11 protein-coding genes and 1 pseudogene are annotated in these 20,493 nt (G+C 60.4%); 6 read left to right on the top strand and 6 right to left on the bottom strand.

Translation table 11 applies throughout. The annotated features are described in order from the left end of the window. Positions 1-24 precede the first annotated feature (24 nt). Positions 25-1,428: a sensor histidine kinase gene (locus AC5FXY_RS03385; protein ID WP_493555219.1), complete on the bottom strand. Its 1,404-nt coding sequence runs from the start codon at positions 1,426-1,428 to the stop codon at positions 25-27. 151 nt (positions 1,429-1,579) lie between these two features. After that, complete coding sequence (locus AC5FXY_RS03380; protein WP_493555218.1) at positions 1,580-2,761, bottom strand: tail fiber domain-containing protein; 1,182 nt, start codon at positions 2,759-2,761, stop codon at positions 1,580-1,582. Positions 2,762-2,947: 186 nt separating this feature from the next. Between AC5FXY_RS03380 and radA the strand changes: the two genes are divergently transcribed. The 3 genes from radA to AC5FXY_RS03365 all read left to right on the top strand — a co-directional run bounded on the left by radA (position 2,948) and on the right by AC5FXY_RS03365 (position 7,180). After that, on the top strand, positions 2,948-4,333 hold the full coding sequence (radA, locus tag AC5FXY_RS03375) for a DNA repair protein RadA (protein WP_493555217.1): 1,386 nt from the start codon (positions 2,948-2,950) through the stop codon (positions 4,331-4,333). 204 nt (positions 4,334-4,537) lie between these two features. Beyond that, the gene (locus AC5FXY_RS03370; RefSeq protein WP_493555216.1) at positions 4,538-6,001 is read left to right on the top strand and encodes a TlpA family protein disulfide reductase; all 1,464 of its coding nucleotides are present in this window, start codon (positions 4,538-4,540) and stop codon (positions 5,999-6,001) included. Between the two features lie 156 nt (positions 6,002-6,157). Continuing rightward, the gene (locus tag AC5FXY_RS03365; protein WP_493555215.1) at positions 6,158-7,180 is read left to right on the top strand and encodes an SPASM domain-containing protein; all 1,023 of its coding nucleotides are present in this window, start codon (positions 6,158-6,160) and stop codon (positions 7,178-7,180) included. A gap of 263 nt (positions 7,181-7,443) precedes the next feature. Here the strand turns inward: AC5FXY_RS03365 and AC5FXY_RS03360 are convergent, their stop codons facing one another. Then, positions 7,444-10,440 (bottom strand): M16 family metallopeptidase, encoded by a 2,997-nt coding sequence (locus AC5FXY_RS03360; RefSeq protein WP_493555214.1) that lies wholly within the window; start codon positions 10,438-10,440, stop codon positions 7,444-7,446. A 331-nt stretch (positions 10,441-10,771) separates the two neighbouring features. Here AC5FXY_RS03360 and AC5FXY_RS03355 point away from each other — a divergent pair. Beyond that, positions 10,772-11,320: pseudogene (locus tag AC5FXY_RS03355) on the top strand (Riean_0653 family protein). A gap of 77 nt (positions 11,321-11,397) precedes the next feature. Here the strand turns inward: AC5FXY_RS03355 and AC5FXY_RS03350 are convergent. Next, positions 11,398-14,454: a M16 family metallopeptidase gene (locus AC5FXY_RS03350; protein ID WP_493555213.1), complete on the bottom strand. Its 3,057-nt coding sequence runs from the start codon at positions 14,452-14,454 to the stop codon at positions 11,398-11,400. A 372-nt stretch (positions 14,455-14,826) separates the two neighbouring features. Between AC5FXY_RS03350 and AC5FXY_RS03345 the strand changes: the two genes are divergently transcribed. Next, positions 14,827-16,521, top strand: a complete 1,695-nt coding sequence (locus AC5FXY_RS03345) for a M28 family metallopeptidase (protein ID WP_493555212.1) — start codon at positions 14,827-14,829, stop codon at positions 16,519-16,521. Between the two features lie 79 nt (positions 16,522-16,600). Here AC5FXY_RS03345 and AC5FXY_RS03340 read toward each other — a convergent pair whose 3' ends face one another. Further along, positions 16,601-18,442: a family 10 glycosylhydrolase gene (locus AC5FXY_RS03340; protein ID WP_493555211.1), complete on the bottom strand. Its 1,842-nt coding sequence runs from the start codon at positions 18,440-18,442 to the stop codon at positions 16,601-16,603. A gap of 458 nt (positions 18,443-18,900) precedes the next feature. Between AC5FXY_RS03340 and AC5FXY_RS03335 the strand changes: the two genes are divergently transcribed. Then, positions 18,901-19,089 carry a hypothetical protein gene (locus AC5FXY_RS03335; protein ID WP_493555210.1) on the top strand — a complete coding sequence of 63 codons (189 nt, stop codon included), beginning with the start codon at positions 18,901-18,903 and terminating at the stop codon, positions 19,087-19,089. Between the two features lie 183 nt (positions 19,090-19,272). Here the strand turns inward: AC5FXY_RS03335 and AC5FXY_RS03330 are convergent, their stop codons facing one another. Further along, entirely contained in the window at positions 19,273-20,382 is a 1,110-nt protein-coding gene (locus tag AC5FXY_RS03330) for a glycosyltransferase (RefSeq protein WP_493555209.1), read from the bottom strand. Positions 20,383-20,493: the final 111 nt, after the last annotated feature.

Genomic DNA, 20,493 nt, shown 5'->3' with positions numbered 1-20,493 from the left:
CTGACCGCTCTTTTGCATAGCATCTTATTCGCCGAGTGGCAGCCACACGCAAAACTCGGTGTGACCGGGCTCCGACTTTACCTGTACGCGGCCGCCGTGACTGAGCACGATTCGCCGAGCAATGTCAAGGCCCAGGCCAGTGCCTTCGCCTACGGGCTTGGTAGTGTAAAACGGCTCGAAAATGTGGGGCAGCACGTCGGCCGGAATGCCCGAGCCGTCGTCGATAACGCAGACGCACACATACTCACCGTCGCGGCGGGTGCGCACCGTGATGGTGCCCTCTTCCCCGATAGCATCGGAAGCGTTGTCGATGAGGTTGGTCCACACCTGGTTCAGCGCGCCGGGCTGGGCGGTGATGAGCATCAAGCCAGGCGCGTAGTCTCGCACGACGTGGGCGCGCAGCTTGCGCAGCGGGTAGCTGAGCAGCGCGAGGGTGCTGTCGAGGCCGGCGTGAACATCGGTGGGCACCATTCCGGTGGCGCGGTCCATGTAGGAGTAATCCTTCACGTTGCGCACCAGCTCCGAGATGCGGCGGGCGGCCTCCTGCACGTCGCGCACTAATTGGCGACTGGTCAGCTGACTTTCGAGCCAACGCAACGCGGGCTGTCGGGCGGCCTGGGGCAACGCCCCGAGCACGGGCGCCAATGCATCGGCATCGAGTCCGCCGCTGAGCAGGCCTGCGGCCAAATCGTGGGCATTGCTGATACCTTGGGTACTCAGCCAGTCTTCCAGCTCTTCTTCGGAGTCAGCCTGCTCCAACGCTGAAATGGAAGTGCCAGGCAGGGCTGAGCTGCTGGCCAAGGCCAGCAGGGCCGGCAACTGCTCCGCGGGTACATCGACGGCCAGCAAGTCCTGCAGCAGCATGGGTTCGGCGCCGGTGCGGGTGGATAACTCAGAAGCCGAGCGGCTGATGGCAGCGGCAGGATTATTGAGCTCGTGGGCCAAGCCAGCGGCCAGCTTGCCAAGGGCGCGCAGCTTATCGTCGCGTTCCTGCCCGCGGGCTTCATCGCGCACCCGGTCGCTCATCAGGGCCACGAGGCGCTGCACCAGCTCGGGGCTGAAGCGCTCCATTTCCGGAAACTGGTCGCGGTGCACCATGAGCACCAGCGCGTCGGCCGTAATGAGGCCGAGGGCCATGCTCTGGCGCAGGCGCGAATAGGGCAGTACGCCCGATATCATGGGTGCTTCAAAGCGCAGAAACGGCTCGCGGTGCCCGCCCTGCTCACGCCACAGCTGGATGGTGCCGCGCAGCAGCACGAAGAGGTGGTCGGCCGGGTCGCCGGGCCGGAACAACTCGGCTCCGACCGGTAGCCCGCGTTGCTCGCCGTGCTCCAGCAGCCACGCCAGCACCTCGTCGGGCAAACCCGCCAGCGTGGGCACGGCAGCTAGGTCTTCAGCCGTAATAAGTTGGGTTTCGGAAGTAGCCATGGCCGCTCTATATTGGGTTTCTCCTATGCAACCTACCCACCACCAGGAGGTTTTGCCAGTAAAGACGTGCAAGGAATAGCCAATACTTTAAGATCGAACCGCTTCGACTGTTTTCCTAATGAAAACTTAACCCCGGCTGGCCCGCCACTGGCTAGCGCTGTGCCCGCTCGCCTAGCAGCGCTTCCAGTCGGGTCAGGCGCTGCTCCAGCCCAGCCACCGTTTGCGCCTGTTGCTGTAGCTGACTCTGGCGGCCCATCACTTCAGCCTTTAGGGCCTCTATTTGCCGCTGCTGCTCCTTGAGGGCCTCCACCAGCACGGGCGTCAGCTGGGCGTAATTCACGGCCTTAAGGCCATCGGGACCAGTGCTGACCAGCTCGGGGTAAAGCTTCTCTACTTCTTGGGCGATGAAGCCCAGCTGCTCTCCCTGCGGGCCGGCGCCGGGCCGGAAGCGGTAGCGGTGCCCTTGCAGCCCGAGCACCCCAATCAGCGCCCCATCGAGCGGCCGGATGTCGGTTTTGAGCCGGCGGTCGGAGCTGGAGGCCACTGCTCCGCTGAGCGTGAGGTTGCCGCGCACCGTCATGCCGCCTTCGGAATACACCGTCACTTTGCGGTTTTGCTCCGTCGTGCCTGCCCCCACGATGTTGAGCGCATCAGCCATCAGATTGCCGTAGCCAATGGTGCCCGCTTCGGCCTGCTTGCCCGTGACGCCGGCCCCGAACTCCAGCGTATTGGTGCCCTGCACCTTTACGTTGCCATTGATGTCCAACCGGGCTTGGGGAGCAGCAGTGCCAATCCCGACATTTCCGGCAGCATTTATATCAATGGAACTGGTGGGTGCCCCGGGCCGGATGCGGAAGGGCAGGCGGCTGCCGCCGGTCAGGTCGCGCACGAAGAAGTTGGCCTCGTTGGCGCCGATGTCCCAGGTCTGAGCCGGGAAGCCGCCGGTATTGGTTTGCTCCATCCGAATGGCCGGCGTGTCGCTGCGCCGGAGGTGAAACAGCAATGACGGGTCGGGCGTCCCGATGCCCACCATGCCGTTGGCCTTCCAGGTGAGCACCGAGCTGCGGGTACTATTCTGGCTGATACCCAACACGCCGCCGCTGAGGCCGTAGAGTACGGGCCCGTTGACAGCCTGACCTGCCCAGTTTTTGGTGCTGGCGGCATCCCCAAACCAGCCGAGGCCGTGGTTGGCGTCGGAAGCCGTGCGCAGGCGCAGGTCGTAATCGTTGAGCCCGAGGTGCTGGGTGGTTTGGGCGCGGGCGCCCTGCCCGTTCCCGAGCATTAGCAGCATTCCGATCGTGGCCAGCGGCAGGCAGAGGTAGCGGTGTTTCATAGCGTAGTTATAGTTGGCGCAAGGTACTGCTGCTCATTATATATGACAATTGTTATACAAGGAGCAGAGCCGGTTACTGCGCTGCGAACAAGCTTAATAGATTAGCCGCAAGCCATCAAAAACCACGTTCTTACCAAACTTTTTAGCAGTCCGTAGCATTACCTTCTTTTACCCTGGTTCAGCTTCATGGCCAAAATCAAGACGCTTTTTTTCTGCCAGAACTGCGGGGCGCAGTCGGCCAAATGGATTGGCCGGTGCCCTGCCTGCAGCGAGTGGAATACCTACGTAGAGGAAGTGGTGCAGAAGGAAGAAACCACGGCCGCCACGGCCTGGAAAGCTTCTACTTCGGTGGGCACCACCAGCAAAGCCGCCAAGCCCAAGCCCCTTGGTGACATTCTGTACGAAGAAGAGTCCCGCCTCAACACCCACGACGGCGAGCTGAACCGCGTACTCGGCGGCGGCCTCGTGCCCGGCTCTCTGGTACTCATCGGCGGCGAGCCGGGCATCGGCAAAAGCACCCTGATGCTGCAGATTGCCATGCAGCTCAAGAACTTGCGCATTCTGTACGTATCGGGGGAGGAAAGCGAACAGCAAATCAAGATGCGCGCCGAGCGTATGGGCAAGCAGCATGCGGGCCTGTACATCCTTACCGAAACCAGCACCCAGAACATCTTCAAGCAGATCGATGCGCTGCAGCCCAATGTGGTGGTCGTAGACTCCATCCAGACTTTGCATTCGCAGCTGGTGGAATCGGGCCCGGGCTCGGTGAGCCAGGTGCGCGAGTGCACCACCGAGCTGTTGAAGTACGCCAAGGAAACCGGTGTGCCGGTGCTGCTCATCGGTCACATCACCAAGGATGGCTCCATTGCGGGACCCAAAATTCTGGAGCACATGGTGGATACGGTGCTGCAGTTTGAAGGCGACCGGCACCTTACCTACCGCATCCTGCGCACTATCAAAAACCGTTTCGGCTCCACCTCCGAGCTGGGCATTTACGAGATGCAGGGCTCGGGCCTGCGGCAGGTGTCGAACCCCTCCGAAATTCTCCTGTCGCAGCGCGATGAGCTGCTCAGTGGGGTGGCCATCGGCGCCACGCTGGAGGGCAACCGCCCACTGCTGGTGGAAGTGCAGGCTTTGGTGACGCCCGCCACTTATGGCACGCCGCAGCGCAGCAGTACCGGCTTCGACAGCAAGCGCCTGCAGATGCTGCTGGCCGTGCTGGAGAAGCGCTCGGGCCTTCGCCTGGGCCAGCACGATGTGTTCCTGAACATCGCCGGCGGCCTGCGCCTCGAAGACCCGGCGCTGGACGCGGCCGTGTGCGCGGCCGTCGTCAGTTCCCTCAATGACATTCCGGTGCCCGGCGACGTGTGCCTCGCGGCCGAGGTGGGCTTGAGCGGAGAGATTCGCGCTGTGAGCCGGCTGGATCAGCGTTTGTCCGAGGCCGAGAAGCTGGGCTTTCGGGAGATGTACATCTCCCAATTCAACGGCCGCGGGCTCGACCTCGGCCGCTTTGGACTAAAAGTGCACCCGGTAGGACGTCTCGATGAAGTTCTAAGCGGGCTGTTTGGTTAAGCCCAGAAAATCAGCTTATCACCCAAAAATGTGGTTCCGAAGATTGGATTTTGTAAACCTAACTGCCGTATCTTCGGTGCAGCAATTGACTTTTACCGTGAAACGCTTGAGTCAGATCTTTCTTGACTTAATGTTATCGGTATGGGCTTGTTCCCGTATAAGCGCAATTGTTGCTCTGCCCTAACCTCGATACCTAGCCGCTCGATGTCTTTTGTCTCACGTCTTTCTGCTCTGTCGATAGCTGCTGTAGCGCTATTTGCGTCGCTGGCCAGCCAGGCCCAAAGCACCGTAGTGCTTACCGGTAAAATCAGCGGTAAAACGGTGGACACCGTCGCCGTATCGGTGCGCGAGCATCCGCTCGACCCCAAGGAGCAGCTGACGTACGCCCGCGTCGACAACAAGGGCGAATGGCGGCTGGCCCTGAAGGTAAACGGCCCCATGAAGGCCGACCTAGTGTACGGCGAGGACGTAGCTGCTCTGTGGCTGGAGCCGGGCACTAACATGGATGTGCGATTCAAGGGCTCGGACCTGGCCTCGACGGTGAAGTTCAAAGGCAAAGGGTCCGAAGCCAATTCCTACCTGGCCGAATTTGACGAACGGTTTGTGGAAAACGACGGCTTTCAGGTGCTGCCCGACAACATCAACCTTTACGAGCCGGGCTTTCTTTCCTTTCTGGACTACCGCCGCAAGGAAGAAACCAAGTTCCTGAAGGGCGTGGAGGAAGACCCGAACGTGTCGGCCGCCTTCCGTCAGTATACCAAAGCCGAAATCGACTACAGCTACGCCAACGACCGCCTGACCTACCAGGACCTGCGCGAGCAAGTAGTAGCCACGGAAGGTCGCCTGAAGATGTCGGCCACGTACTACGACTTCCTCAACGACGCAGCCTTGATCAACAACGCCAACGCGCTGCAAAACGAGTCGTACCAGGAATTCCTGCTCAACTACGTGCACTACGCTGCCATCGCGGCCGGCCGTAAGAAAGGCGACCCGGAGTACTACCAGATGTGCTACAACCTGGCCAAGGAAAAGCTGCAAGGCCCCATCAAGCCCATCATCATGGGCCGGGTGCTGCAGGAATCTTTCCGCTTTGGGCACGTACGGCAGTCGGCAGCCATGCTGGACGACTTCCGCAATAGTGTCGACCAGAACAACAAGTATTACCCGGTTCTGAAGGCTGATTTCGATGTGCACAAGGACTTCGCCATCGGTTCGCCGGCACCGGATTTTCGGCTAGTCTCGGCCACCGGCGACACCATGTCGCTGCGCAGCTTTGCCGGCAAGCTGGTGTACATCAACTTCTGGCGCACCACCAGCGGCCTCGCCCTGCGCGACTTGCCCTATGCCCAGGAGTTGGCCAAGAAGTTTCAGGGCCAGAACATCGTGTTCGTCAACATTGCCCTCGATGAAAACGAGCCTGCCTGGAAGCAACTGGTAGTCAGCAAAAAAATGGCCGGCGTGCACCTGCGTGCCCCCGGCGGTCAGCGCGGCCCCTTAGCCAAAGCTTACATGCTGCAGGAAGTACCCGCCTACTTCCTCATCGCCGAAGATGGCACCTTCCTCAACACCAAACCCAAGCGCCTAAGCAGCCGCGCCGCCGTGGATGAGATTAAGGAGTCATTCGGCAAAGCTTCCACGTACAGCAGCACGCTGCAGACGGGTAAGTAAACGGCCCCACCAACCTAAGCACGGCCCCGCCTTAATTGGTGGGGCCGTTTTGCTTTAAGGTATAGCGCTGGAAGGCTTTGAACGCGCCAGGCTCCTGGATTGGCGAACATCCGCAATCCGCCGCGGTTTATCCGCCATTCGCGACCTTTGCTGCCGATGCGCTCCACCTTCCACGACGGGCTGAACTTTCTTTCCAAGCTAACGCCGCTGCGCGCCCTCAACGCGGCGCAGGTGACGGGCTCGTACGTGCTCAGCCGCCTCACCAAGAAGTCGCGGGCGTGGGGGCTACCACTGGCTGTTTCGCTGGAGCCTACCACCTCCTGCAACCTACGCTGCCCCGAGTGTCCCAGCGGCCTGCGCTCCTTCACGCGGCCTACGGGTATGCTGCAGGACGACGTATTTTACCGCACCATCGATGAGCTGGCGCCACGGCTGTGGTACCTCACTTTCTATTTTCAGGGCGAGCCGTACCTGCACCCACAATTTCTGGACATGGTGCAGTACGCGTCGCGGAAGAAAATCTACACCGCCACCAGTACCAACGGCCACTACCTCACCGAATCCAACGCCAAGAAGACGGTAGAAAGCGGCCTCGACCGCCTCATCATTTCCCTCGATGGCACCACGCAGGAGGTGTACCAGCAGTACCGCGTGGGTGGCCGCCTGGACAAGGTGCTGGAAGGCACTAAGCGCATTGTGAAGTACAAGCGGGAGCTGAAGTCGCAGACGCCGCGGGTGATATTCCAGTTTCTGGTGGTGCGCCCCAACGAGCACCAGATTGAGGATGCCAAGCGCCTGGCCGCGGAGCTAGGCGTGGACGATGTGTGGTTTAAAACCGCCCAGATCTACGACTACCAGCAAGGCTCGCCGCTGATTCCGACTATCGACTACTACTCGCGCTACCAGAACAACCAGGACGGCTCCTGGAGCATCAAGAACCGCCTGCTCAACCACTGCTGGAAGATGTGGCACAGCTGCGTAATTACCTGGGACGGACTGGTGGTGCCCTGCTGCTTCGACAAAGACGCCGAGTACCGCCTCGGCGACCTGAAGGGCGAGTCCTTCCGCCAGCTCTGGCACGGTCCGAAGTACCAAGGCTTCCGCAAGGCCCTGCTCAAAGGCCGTGACCAAGTGGAGATGTGCCGTAACTGCACGGCCGGCACCAAGGTCTGGGGGTAGGAAAACAGCGTTTTGTATTTCCTTTAACTCACTCCCCAGAACGGTCATATCGAGCTTGTCGAGACATCTCGCCGGATAGTAGTTCCTTCACTGAGGATGCTGTCTGGCGAGATGTCTCGACAAGCTCGACATGACGGGTTAGGTTATCTACTGTAACAAAAACGGGCGTAGCCAGAGTGGCTACGCCCGTTTGTTCTTGTGATTCGAGTACCTGTTGCCTACTCAGCTGCGCGGATTTAATCAGGCATAGGTTGAGTACTAGCTTACGCCTTGCGCTTGGCCTTCTTGCTCTTCTTGTCGGAAGTAGCGGGGGCGGCCGGCGCAGCAGGTGCTTCCGTGGCTACGGGCGCGGCGGCCATTACGGGCTTACCGTCCATATCGATTTCAACTACCTCGTAGCCAAGTGCCTTGAGTTCGGGCAGGTACTTCTTGTCACCGACGGCCACGATTTTCATGTTGTCGGGGGCAAGGTACTTCTGAGCCAGGGCTTGAATTTCTTCGCGCTTGATCTGCTGCAGAATTTGCGTCTGCTGATCTACGTAGTCGGGCTTCAGATCATACTCCAGCAGGCGGGCCAGGAAGGATGCTTTCTGCTGACCGGTTTCGTACTTCAGCGCGTCGCGCTGCCCGATGCTGGCCTTCATGAACTGCAGTTCTTCCTCGCTGATGCCCTCCTTGCGGTAGTTTTCCATCTCCTTCATAAACTCCTTCACGGCTTGGGCCGAAGCATCGGCACGCACGCCGGCCTGGGCCGTAAACGGCGCCGCATAGCGCGTGCCAGCGAAGTACGACCATGCCCCGTAGGTATAGCCTTTGTCTTCGCGCAGGTTCAGGTTGATGCGCGAGTTGAAAGCCCCGCCGAGCAGGTAGTTGGCCAGGCCGGCGCGGTAAAACTCCCCAGTGGCGTCGAAGGGCATGCCCATGTAACCGATGCGGATTTCGGACTGCGGGGCGCCGTCTTTGCTCACGAAGTAGAGCTTGGTCTTGTCAGCTTTCGGGGCGGGTATGTCCTTGGGAATGGCTACATCCTTGCGCTGCCATTTATCCAGGAAGAACAGTTTGGGCGTAATGGCGGCCTGATCGGCGTCACTGACCACTACGAGGTGGCTGATGTTGGGCGCGAAGTTCTGCTGGTAGAAGCGCTTCACGTCGTCGAGGGTGATGCTGGCTACGGTGGCGGGCGAGCCGGCTACGGCCGTGCCGACGATGTTGTCGTTGCCGTACACGAGGCGGTTGAAGGCCAAATCGGCCACCACGCCGGGCTGGTTCTTGAAGTCCTCTACCATGTTGAGCTGTTGCTTTTTCACGCGGGCGAAGTCGTCCTCCGTGAAGCGTGGGTGCAGTAGGCTTTGCTCCAACAGAGCCAGCGTCGCATCGAGATTTTTGGTCAGACTCTGCACGTAAACCTTGGTCTCGTTGTCGCCGGCGGAGATGCGCACGTAGCTGCCGAGGCGGTTGAGCTCGGCGGCCATTTGCTCGGTGGTGTACTTCTCGGTGCTTTCCGAGAGCATCTTAGCTGTCAGCTCGGCCAAGCCGGCTTTCTGCGGCGTCGGCTGCAGCAGGCGGTGGCCGCCGCGGATGGTCAGCAGCATATTGGTGCTGGGCAGCTCGGTGTTCTTGGTGCCCATCACGCGCAGGCCGTTCTGCAGGTCGGCGCGCCAGAGGGCGGGCACTTTCACCACGGGGTTGGCGCCGGGCTTGGGCCGCTGGCCACGGTCGAAGTTGTCCTTAGCCTTTACGTATTGCAGGCCGGCGTACTCATCCTTGGGCGCTTTGAAGCCGGATTTGTCGACGGAGAAATTGCTGGTACCGGCCATGAGCTGGCTTTTGCCGGTGGGCACCACGCTCAGCACCACCGAAGGTTTGCCCTTCAGGTATTGGTTGTAGGCGCGCATCACGTCGGCCTTGGTGAGGGCCTGCACGCGCTTCATATCTTGGGGCAGCATGTTGGGGTTGCCGGTCAGGTACTCGTAGCTCGCCAGGCGCATGGCCTTGTACATCACGCTGCTGAGGCTGTTGATGTTGTCGGCTTCGCGGGCCGCTTTAAAGCGGGCGAGGTCCTCGTCGGTTACGCCGCGCTGCTCAAACTCAGCCAGAGTCTTACGCACCAGCGCCTCGGTTTCGTCGAGGTCGGCATCGGCGAAGTTGGTTATCTGCAGCGTGAACTCGCCACCCAGTTCGTAGCAGGGATTGTAGGCGAAGGCCTGGGTAGCTTTCTGTGTCTTGATCAGGTTTTTGTAGAGCAGCGAGTTCTGACCCTTGCCCAGGATTTCGGCCAGGGCATCGAGGGCTACTTCATCGGGGTGGAACTGCGGCACGCCGGGGAATACCACCTGCAGCATGGGCTGGCTGATGTTGGCGTCTTCGTAGCTCACGTAGCGCGTCTTGTCCAGTACGGGGGCAGTGGGCTTCACGCGCGCTACTTCCGGCCCGCGCTTGATCGGCCCGAAGTATTTCTCAGCCATGCGAATAACCTCGGCGGGCTTCACGTCGCCGGCTACGGTGATGGTGGCATTATTAGGCCCGTACCAGCGCAGGAAGAAGTTCTTCAGGTCTTGCAGGTCAGCCCGGTCCAGGTCTTCGAGGTAACCGATGACGGGCCAGCTGTAAGCGTGGCCGTAGGGGTACATGCTTTGGAGCAGCAGCTCATCGGCTTTGCCGTAGGGGTAGTTATCCACGCCTTGGCCACGCTCGTTCTTGACGGTGGCGCGCTGCACCTCGAACTTCTGCTGCGTCACGGCGTCGAGCAGGAAGCCCATGCGGTCGGCTTCCAGCCACAGCGCGATTTCGAGTTGGTTAGAGGGCACGGTTTCGAAGTAGTTGGTCCGGTCGCGGTCGGTGGTGCCGTTCAGCGTGCCGCCCGCGGCGCTTACCAGTTTGAAGTGTTCCTCATCTTCGACGTGGTCGGAGCCCTGGAACATCATGTGCTCGAAGAAGTGAGCGAAGCCCGACTTGCCGATGGTCTCGCGGGCCGACCCCACGTGATAGGTCACGTCGACGTGCGCGATGGGGTCAGAATGGTCTTCGTGGATAATCAGCGTCAGCCCGTTGGGCAGCACGTATTTTTCGTAAGGCACCACCAGCTGGCCGGGCTTGGCTGTCACCTTTTCCACCAGGCGGGTGCCGGTGGCGGCGGGCTTAGCGGCAGTGGATTTGGCCGGCGCGGGCCGCCCGGCGGCGGGGCGCTGTTGGGCGTGGGCTACCGGCCCGACGCATAGCACTGAGCCCAAGCCCAGCAGGATAAGCGGTTTGCGGATCATACGGTGTTGAGAGATTGGTTGATGTAGCGACAGGAAGGTACAGCTTCACCTGAAAATATTGCTACTTTTATATACTGATTCGTTGGTGGCATCCGAGGTTGCCCAACTGTAGTGGCGCGAAGGACAATTACTTCAGGGCCAGGCGCAAAAGTCCACTGCGGCATGTTTGACTCAGGCGAAACGCTAGCAATACTTTTGGGCTGTGATGGTGACTTCTATAGGCCGTGCTAAAGTCTGAATTAGATGAAGATTCGTGGTTGAGTTCGGTCCATGCTTCGCATCTTACCCGAGCAGCTGCCTGTTTGCCGTTGTCACTAGTGCTTAGCTGACTATGCCCCGAATACCACTACTGCTACTGTACTCCTCGTTGCTGCTGACAACCGGCTGCAAGAAGGAGAAAACGCCCCTTGAAACGTTGCCGCCCGCCACGCAGGAGGGTAACAATCGAATGGGCTGCCTCATTGATGGGCAAGCCTGGCAGCCCCAGGACGTAATATCCTGGCAACCTCGACCAATCTCGGCGCAACGGTGGCCGGTAGGGCACTTGACGTTGAGCTTTAGACGCGTCACCCGGGCCGAAAACTATACTGTGAGCTTCTACCTGCCGGCGTTAAGGCGAACAGGCACTTATTAGCTGAACCAAGTTGGTGCTAATCTGGCTCCTGGCCCAAGAGTACCAGCGTATGGTCAATACGCCATTGAGAACTGGCCCAACGACTAAAACTTTTACACCGGCCCAGACGCCACAGGCTGGATAACTGTCACGCGCCTCGATACGGTGCAGCGCATCGTCAGTGGCACGTTTGAGTTTACTGCCCGCGAAGTCAGCAGCAGCCGACCCGTACAAATTACCCACGGCCGTTTCGACGTGACATTCTAAACTCCTCGACAAAACAAAAACCGGGCGTAGCCGCAGTGGCTACGCCCGGTTTGGCATTTAGTGCGAACCGCGGCTGATTACTCCGCCTTGTCGGTCTTCACTTTCTCTTTGCCGCTGTCGGAGTCGGATTTGCTCTTGCGCTTCTCCTTCTTGCCATCGGCGTCTTTCACCTTGGTCTTGCTCTTCTTGTCGGAGGTGGCCGAGGTGGCTACCGGGGCAGCCGTGGGCTCAGCGGCTACGGCCGGAGCTACCGGGTTGCCATCCATGTCCAGCTCTACTACTTCGTAGCCAAGCTGACGGAGTTCGGGCAGGTACTTCTTGTCGCCTACCGTCACGATGTACATCTGCTCGGCAGGCAGCAGCTTCTGGGCCATCTGGGCCACGTCTTCCTTGGTGAGGTTGTTCAGGATTTCGGCCTGCTGCTTCACGTAGTCGGTGGGCAGGTCGTACTCCACGAGGCGCGAGAGGAAGGCGGCCTTCTGCTGGCCGGTTTCGTACTTCAGCGCGTCGCTTTGGCCGATGGAGGCTTTCAGGAAGGCCAGCTCCTCATCGGTAATACCACCTTTGCGGAAGTTCTCGATTTCCTTCATGAACTCCTTTACCGAAGCAGCCGAAGCATCGGCGCGCACGCCAGCCTGGGCCGTGTAGGGACCGGAGTAGCGTGAGCCGCTGAAGCCCGAGCGGGCGCCGTAGGTGTAGCCTTTGTCTTCGCGCAGGTTCAGGTTGATGCGCGAGTTGAAGGCGCCACCCAGGATGTAGTTCATCAGGTACGCGCGGTAGTACTCACCGGTGGCATCGTAGGGCATGCCCATGTAGCCGATGCGGATTTCCGACTGCGGCGCGCCGTCCTTGTTTACGAAGTACAGCTTGGTCTTATCAGCCTTCGGAGCCGGCTTATCAGCAGGCAGCGTCACGTTCTTCTGCTCCCACTTCTCCAGGAAGGCGAGCTTGGGCGTGATGGTCTTCTGATCGGCGTCAGACACCACCACGAGGTGACTGATGTTGGGCGCGTACGTGGCGGCGTAGAACTTCTTCACGTCGTCGAGCGTGATGCTCTCCACGCTGCTGGCCGTACCCGAGGTGGGCACCGCCATGATGTCGTTCTGGCCGTAGAGCAGGCGGTTGTAGGTCTTATCGGCTACTACTACCGGCTGCGTGTTCTGGTTGGCAATGCCTTCCAGCGTCTGCTTCTTGAGGCGGTCGAAGTCGCCCTGATCAAACTTCGGACGCATGAGGCGCTCCTGCAGCAGGGCCAGCGTCTTGTCCACGTTCTTGGTCAGCGTCTGCACCGATACGGTGGTGGCATCGGCCCCACCGCTGATCTGGATGCTGGCACCCAGCTTCTCCAGCTCGGCCGCAAACTGCTCAGCCGTGTACTTCTCGGTGTCTTCGTTCATGATGGCCGCCGTAAGCGCCGCAATGCCGGCTTTGCCGGGCATGGTGCTTTCGAGGCGGTGGCCACCGCGAATGGTGAGCAGCATGGTAGTCGTCGGCATCTCGGTGTTCTGCGTGCCGATAACCTTCAGCTTGTTGCTCATTTCGCTTTTCCACACAGCCGGAACGGCCACCATGGGGCTGGCGCCGGCTTTGGGCTGCTTGGTGCGGTCGAAGTTGTCCTTGGCCTTCACGTACTTCAAGCCGGCGTACTCGTCCTTCGGAGCTTTGAAGCCGGATTTGTCGACGGTGAAGTTGTCGGGCTTAGCCACGAGGTCGGGGCTGGTTTTGGGCACTACGCTCAGCACCACCGCCTTTTTGCCCGATACGTACTGCTTGAACACGCGCTCCACATCGGCCTTGGTCAGCGACTGAATGCGCTTCAACTCGATGGGCAGGCGGTTGGGGTTGCCGGTCTGGTACTGGTAGGCAGCCAGGGTGCTCACCTTGCCGCTCACGCTTTGCAGGCGGTTGATGAGGTCGGCTTCAGCCGAGGCTTTGTAGCGGGCTACTTCCTCGTCGGTGATGCCGCGCTTGGCTACTTCCTCAATGGAAGCGCGCATGATGCCTTCCAGCTCGCTCAAGGGCTTGCCGGGGAAGCTCAGGCCTATCATCGTAAACTCACCGCTCAGCTCGGAAGTGGGGTGGTACGCCTGCGCCTGCACGGCCTTCTGGGCCTTCACCAGGTTCTGGTACAGCGGCGAGGTTTTGGAACCACCAATGATTTCGGCCAGCGCGTCGATGGCAATTTCGTCGGGGTGGTTGGCGGGTACCGTCGGGAACACCATCTGCAGCATCGGGAAACGAACGTTGTCCTGATAGTGCGTGTAGCGGTCCTGGGTGAGCTGCGGGATGGGCAGCTTCATGTTCTGCACCTCGGGGCCGCGCGGAATGGAGCCGAAGTATTTTTCTACCAGCTTGATAACCTCAGCGGGCTTCACGTCGCCGCCCACGGTTACCGAAGCGTTGTTCGGGCCGTACCAGCGCAGGAAGAAGTTCTTCAGGTCTTGCAGATCGGAGCGGTCCAGGTCTTCGAGGTAGCCGATAGTCAGCCAGGAGTACGGGTGGCCGTAGGGGTACAGCGTCTTGGCTACTTGCTCCGAAGCCAGGCCGTAGGGGCGGTTGTCGTAGTTCTGGCCGCGCTCGTTTTTCACGGTAGCGCGCTGCACTTCGAATTTCTTCTCCGTTACGGCATCGAGCAGGAAGCCCATGCGGTCGGCTTCGAGCCACAGCGCGGTTTCGAGCTGGTTCGAAGGTACGGTTTCGAAGTAGTTCGTCCGGTCGCGGTTGGTGGTGCCGTTCAGGGTACCGCCGGCCGATGTCACCAGCTTGAAATGTTCCTCGTCGGCTACGTTATCGGAGCCCTGGAACATCATGTGCTCGAAGAAGTGGGCGAAACCCGACTTGCCGATGGTCTCGCGGGCCGAACCCACATGGTAGGTCACGTCGACGTGCGCGATGGGGTCGGAGTGGTCTTCGGCGATGATGAGCGTCAAGCCGTTGGGCAACACGTACTTCTCGTACGGGATTACCACTTCACCGGGCTTGCGCGTTACTTTCTCCACGAGGCGCGTGCCGCTCGTAGTTGGGGCTTTGGTGGTGGCCTTTGCGGCTGGTTTGGACTGCGCTAGGGTAGCGGCCGGTGTACCCACCGACAAGAAAGCGCCCAAGCCCAGCAGCAACAGTTGGTTGCGGGTCATAAATGCTAGGAGAGAAATGAGAGTGAAGCCAAGTTAAGGAGCATTGCCCGAACACCCGTTAGGCAGGGGTTCGTTCGCGCGAATGACGCAACCAAATAAGAAGAGGCTGCGTAGAGGCCAGGCTTTTTAAAAAAGCCGTGGTGTAGATTCGTTTAGAACCAGGTCTAAGGCTAGAATTAGTTCCCCTCCTCAGCTGAGGAGGGGCTAGGGGTGGTTGAATGACGCGTGAACGACATCTAGCCTTTTAGCTCACTAGCTCTAGCCTATCAACCACCCCTAACTCCTCCTCAGCTGAGGAGGGGAACTAACTCTAGCCTTAGACTCCTCGCAACAATTTCTAGCTTTAGCGTCCTACCATACCAAACCCTTTTCATGCGCTTTACTCCTCTCCTACCGGCCGCACTGCTGTGGCTGGCCAGTTGCCAGGGCAACAGCTCTAACAACAACACCGAAGCCGCGGCCCAGACCGACGCCGCACCAGCCGACAGCATTCGGGCCCGCGACATCGGCGAGCATATCCGCGTGCTGGCTTCCGATGAGTTTCAGGGACGCAAGCCGTTCACCGTGGGCGAAGAAAAAACCACGGCTTACATCGCAGCGGAGTACAAGAAGCTGGGCCTGCAGCCTGGGCCCGGTGGCAGCTACTTTCAGCCTGTGCCGCTGGTGGAGATTACCGGTACGCCAGCTCCCACCATGCAGGTAACAGGTGGCCAGGGCCAGCCCATCACGCTGAACTACCTGCAGGACTACGTGGCTTTTACCGAGCGTGAGCAGCCCAAAGTCAGCTTGCAAAACTCGCCGCTGGTGTTTGCCGGCTACGGCATAGTAGCGCCTGAATACAACTGGAACGACTACGCCGGCCTCGATGTGAAAGGCAAAACCGTGGTGGTATTGGTAAACGACCCCGGCTTTCAGAGCGGCGACTCTACGCTGTTCAAGGGCAATACCATGACTTACTACGGCCGCTGGACCTACAAATACGAGGAAGCCGCCCGGCAAGGCGCCGCTGGCGTGCTCATCGTGCATGACACCAAGCCGGCTGCCTATCCGTGGTCAGTGGTGCAAAGCAGTTGGAGCGGCGCCAAGCTCTACCCGCAAACAGCTGACAAAGGCGCTTCCAAACCGGCCGTGGAAGGCTGGATTCAGCTGGACGTGGCCAAGCGACTCTTCCAAGCCGCTGGGCAAAACTACGACGAAGCATTCCGGGCGGCGCACCAGCGTGGCTTTAAGGCCCGGCCGTTGGGCAACTTGGCCGTGAGTACCAGCATCCGGAACAAGCTGCGCCGCACCGAATCCAAGAACGTGGTGGCCGTATTGCCTGGCACCTCCCGCCCCGAGGAGTACATCCTGTACACGGCGCACTGGGACCACATCGGCATCGGGCCGGTAGTCGATGGCGACTCCATCTACAACGGCGCCGTGGACAATGCCTCGGGCATAGGCGCGCTGCTAAGCATTGCCAAAGGCTTCGTGCGAGCCAAGGAAAAGCCCGCCCGCAGCATCGTGTTCTTGGCCGTGACGGGCGAAGAGCAAGGCTTGCTGGGCTCGGCCTACTACGCCAGCAACCCGCTGTTTCCGCTTCACCAAACGGTAGCCGATCTGAACATGGACGCCCTGTCCTCCTACGGTCCGATGAAAGACCTGACGGTGGTGGGCTACGGCCAATCAGAGCTGGACGACTATGCCCGTACGGCTGCCCAGGAGCAGGACCGCTACATCGCGCCCGACCCCACGCCGGAGCAGGGCAGCTTTTTCCGTTCCGACCACTTCAGCCTCGCCCACGTGGGCGTGCCGGCGCTGTACGCCGGTGGCCGCTCGGAGCACCGCACCAAGGGCAAGGACTTCACCGCCAAGCTGCGCGAGGAGTACCGTAGCAAACACTACCATCAGCCTTCCGATGAGTATAGCCCCAATATGGATTTCACCGGCATGGAGCAGGATGCGCGCCTGCTCTTCCGCGTAGGCCAGCGCTTGGCCGGCGAAACGACTTTCCCGCAGTGGAAAGCGGGGTCAGAGTTTAAAGCGACGCGAGAGAAAAGCCTGCAACAGAGCAAGCCCCGAACTTAAAAAGACAGCGCCCCGGCCAATTGGTCGGGGCGCTGTCGGTTAGGTGTAGCGCGGACTTTGTAGTCCACGCTACAGCATTTTACTGCGTCAGCAGCACCTTTTGCTGCCAGGCACCGCTTTCAGTGGCTAGCTCCACGATGTACAGGCCTGCCGGCAGCGTGCCCGCCGATAGCGTAACCGTATGGCGACCGGCACTTCGCGGGCCTTCGGCCAAAGTGCTTACGAGACGGCCGGTGATGTCGCGTACCTGCACGCGCACGTCGCCGGAGCTGGGCAGTGTGAAGCTGAGCTGGGTGCTTTCCGAGAAGGGGTTCGGGAAAGCCGGCTCCAGCAGGTTGGTGCTGGCGGTATCCTTGTTGGGCAGCAGCACGATGAACTGCTGCACCGGCGCGCTTTCGTTGTGCAAGCGGTCCAGCGCCGTGACGGTGTAGCGGAAGTTGCCGGGGCGCCACACTTCACGGTAGCCCACGGTATCGAGAATGGCCACGATGTTAGCCGGATCGGCCAGGTCGGCGGCGGTGAGCGGGCCGGTGCTGGCGGGCAGACGGTACACCACGTACTGCCGGGCCGTCTCACCGTCGGAAGCCGCGGGGCCGGGCTGCCAGTTCAGGTACACGAAGCCGGAGTTCTGACCATCGCTCCAGATGCTGGCCTGCACCGGCGTGGTCGGCGGCACGTTGTCTTTCCACGGCATGGTGGGCCGCAGGGCGCGGTGGCGGTAGAAGTTGGTGCGCAAAGAGTCGGCCACGCCCAGCGGGTTGTTCAGCAGTTCGGTGGACTTATAGAATATGCTGCCCTGCACGTTGGGCTGCTGGCGCAGCAGGCGCAGTTGATTGGGAATCTGCGTAGGTTGGTTGAAGGCATCGGTAGCCGTAGCACTGACTTTGTAGGCCGCGTGGCCGATGTACACGTGGCGCGGCGTGGTGGTCGATACCTGGTTGTTCCACCACGGCACGATGAGGTCGTAGCGGGCGGCCGCGGTGGTGCTGGTCCAGTACACCTGCGGGGCGAGATAATCGACCCAGCCCCGCTGCAGCCACTTGCGCGAATCGGCGAAGATGTCGGTGTAGCTCTGAAAAGCGGTGGTGGCGGTGCCGCCCACGCTGGTGCCGTTGCGCCACACGCCGGGCGGCGAAATGCCGAACTTCACCCGCGGCTTGGCCCCTCGGATACTGTCGCCCACGGTCTGCACAAACAGGTCGATGTTGTCGCGGCGCCAATCGGCGCGGGCGGTAAAGCCGCGTGGATCGGCCGCGAAGGCCGCGTCGTCGTCGAAGGTGACGCCAGTCTGGGGCGCGGGGTAGAAATAATCGTCGAAGTGAATGCCGTCGACGTCGTAGCGGCGCACCACGTCCATCACCACGCGGGTGAGGTACTGGCGCACGGCGGGCAGGCCAGGATTGAGCACGCGCAGCGTGCCGTAGGGCACCACCCAGTCGGGGTGCAAGCGCGAGACGTGATTTTGGGCGATGCTGGAGGTGTTAGCATTGGTTACGGCCCGGTACGGATTGATCCAGGCGTGAAACTCCAATCCGCGCTTGTGCGCCTCTTGAATCATGAATTGCAGCGGATCATAAGCCGGCGTCGGGCCCACGCCCTGCGTACCCGTGAGCCATTCGCTCCACGGCTCCAAGGTGCTGGGGTAAATGGCATCACCGGAAGCGCGCACCTGCACGATGACGGCGTTGATACCGTTGGCCTTGTGGCGGTCGAGCAGGGTGATAAAGTCAGCGCGCTGCTGGGCGGGCGTGAGGGTGCGCGTACGGGGCCAGTCGAGGTTGAAGACGTGGGCTATCCAGACGGCGCGCATCTCGCGCTTGGGCGGGTTTTGGGCGAAGGCGCAGCCGACGTTCAGCAGCAGCAAGCCCAGTAGCCCCCAAGCCCACCACCTTGCGGCGGGGCGGGAGTAGGTTTGTTTCATGGTTTGGCAGGTAGGAATGAAGGTAGATTGGGGTCGGAAGGTCGGTTATGCTAGTGGCAAATGCAACCCGGCCAGCTGTCTTCGGGCTCTTCAGTCTCCTACCCACCTTGGCGCTACGCCGCGGCTGCGTATGTTGGCGGTGCTATTTGGCTTGTTGCTGATTCCGTGATTCTATGCCGCGTATCTGGACCATTGTTGCCCTGCTCACGCTCACGCAGTGCTCCAAGTGTAAAACGAATGATCCGCGGCCCAAGCCCGAGCCATAACTGCCGGCCGAGACGCAGAGCGGCGCCAACACCTTCGGTTGCAAGCTCAACGGGCATGTGTAGCTGCCAGTTAATAACTCTTTCTCCGGTAGCCGTCTTTCAACCGAGTACGTCCACCCAAATGAACTCCTGATCAGCGCCAAACAGCGTACTCGGAAAGTTAACCAGTCCTTCATCCTTCACCTCTCCGGTGTGCGCGGCCCCGGTCGCTATGTGCTCGACACACCCACCTCCGCCCCCACCGGTAGCTATATATATCACGCCGACCTCAACACGCTCTGCGAGTACGAAAGTGAAAGCGGTCCGGTGGGAGTTGTGGATATAACGCGCTTCGATCAAGTGGAGCAAATCGTCTCAGGCCGCTTCACGTTTTTCCTCTAGCAGCCCGGCTGCCCCGACGTGCACGTAACCGACGGCCGCTTCGATTTGCGCTACTGCTTATTGTATACGCTACAATGCCATGCTGAGCTTGCCGGAACATCTCTCACGAATAACGAAGCGGTAGAGATGCTTCGACTAGCTCAGCATGACGCACAGAATATACGGAGCCTCTCAATCTCAGCCCTATACCTCCGCCCACACGTAGCGGCGCTCTTTCCACCGAATCTGCCCAGGCATCAGCGTGTAGCCGATGACCAGCAGCGACATACCGGCCAGGTAGAACTCGTACACCAGCAGCACCCAGAGCGCCTCGCGCCGGCCTACCTGCCGCAGGCTGCCCCATAGGAATAGCGTCTGGAGCACCAGCTTCAGCAGAAAGAGCAGCGGCGTGAGCGGCCACGACATCAGCGGCGGGCAGAACAGTACCGTGTAGAAGATGCCGTACACCCCAAACAGGCCGGAGAGGTACACTGGTAAGCGCGTGGTGCCCCGCATCCAACGTTTGCGCTGCTCCAGCAGGCACTGCACCGTGGGCTGCGGCACCGATACGCCCAGTACGTGACGGTTCCAGAGGTTGCGGTAGTCCCAGCCCGCCTGCACGATGCAGGCGAACAGCTGCAAATCTTCCGTTATCTGAAACGCCAGTGCCTCGTAGCCACCGATGGAATCGTAGGCCTTACGCGTGACGAGCATGTTGTTGCCCACGGCTGTCACGGGTTTGCCGGCATCGGAAATGATGCGGATAACGCTCAGGCCGAACAACCAGTCCAGCCCCTGCAGCTTGCCAAACAGGCCGCCCTCGGCCGTGGTAGCACCAGTAACCACGCCCACGCGGCCAGCACCGTCGATGTCGGCGGCGCCCAGCATGTACTCCACCCACTCGGGCGCCAGGGCCATGTCGGCGTCGGTGAGCAGGAAATAGTCGCTGGTGGCCTGCCGGGTGAGCTGCGCAATGGCGTTACTCTTGCCCTTTGCCTGGCCCACTGGCGCGCCGATGCGCACCAGCCGAAACTGTGGTTTATCCTTGATGAAGCGGGCCACTACGGCGGCGGTATCATCGGTGGAATGGTCGTCGCCAATGAGAATTTCCAGCTTATCAGCGGGATAGTTCAGGGCAGTCAACGACTGCAGGCAGCGTTCGATTTTGTCGGCTTCGTTGCGGGCCGGCACCAAGATGCTCACGCGGGGCCGTGCTTTGGCAGGGCGCAGGCGGCGCGGGTGCCAGAATAGCCTAAACAACAGATAACCACAGAGCCCAAAAAACAAGGCAAAGAATCCATGAAATAGCAGCATAAACGGCACGGTGGGAATAAAGTGGTGCGGCTGTTGGCTTACGTGCTTTACCCCGTTTGGTGTTACCGTTGAGTTTATTACGGCCTGCGTTTGGTATTATATCGCCACAAG

The sequence above is a fragment of the Hymenobacter sp. FMD4 genome, from assembly GCF_058932745.1.
This window is presented reverse-complemented; position numbering and strand designations above follow the sequence as displayed.